Annotated in this window: 1 pseudogene; it reads right to left on the bottom strand. The window is 65.0% G+C overall.

Annotation, left to right across the window (positions count from 1 at the left end):
* Nucleotides 1–715, bottom strand: a pseudogene (locus HB675_RS25705) (RHS repeat protein); the annotation flags it as partial.

Here is a 715-nt window from a genome sequence, read left to right as displayed (position 1 = left end):
CCGGCGGCATCGTAGGTGAAGGTGGTGGTGCCGCTGTCCGGGCTGGTGCGTTGGGTCAGGTTGCCCAGGGCATCGTAGGCGTACTGGGTGGTCACGCCACGCGGGTCGACCACCTGGGTGATCTGGTCGTCGGTGTTGTAGCTCAGCGCCGTGGTACCGCCCAGCGGGTCGACGATCTGAGTGACCCGGTTGAGCGCGTCAAAGGCGGTGCTCGTCGTGTTGTTGCGCGGGGTGGTGCTGCTGGCCGGGTTGTCGTTGAGGTCGTAGGCGTACTGGCGGGTCTGGTTGCCGGCGCCGACGTTCTTGATCAGCCGGCCCAGTTCGTCATAGGTGCGCTGTTGTTGCTTGACCAGCGTGTTGCTGCTGTCTTTGACCTGTTCGGCCGTGCGATTGCCCATCGCATCGAGGGTGTAGTTGATGCTCTCGCCCAGCTGGTTCTGCACCTTGATCAGACGGCGCGCATCGTCGTAGGTGTACTGGATAGAGTTGCCGTCGGCCAGGGTGATCTGCAGCACGTCGCCCACGGCGTTGTAGCTGTAGCTGGTGGTCGAGGCACCCACCGCGCTGCTGGCCAGCCAGCCTTCGGGGGTGTAGGTCAGGGTCACGACCACGCCGTTGGGGTCGGTGACGGTCTGCGGATGGCCGTAGGGATCGAAGTTGGCCAGGGTGGTGACCTGGCCCAGCGCGTTGGTGACGGTGGTCAGGTTGCCCTGGG

The sequence above is a fragment of the Pseudomonas sp. dw_358 genome, assembly GCF_018449655.1.
Taxonomy (GTDB): domain Bacteria; phylum Pseudomonadota; class Gammaproteobacteria; order Pseudomonadales; family Pseudomonadaceae; genus Aquipseudomonas.
The sequence above is the reverse complement of the archived record's forward strand: the minus strand, read 5'-3'. Positions and strand labels throughout refer to the sequence as shown.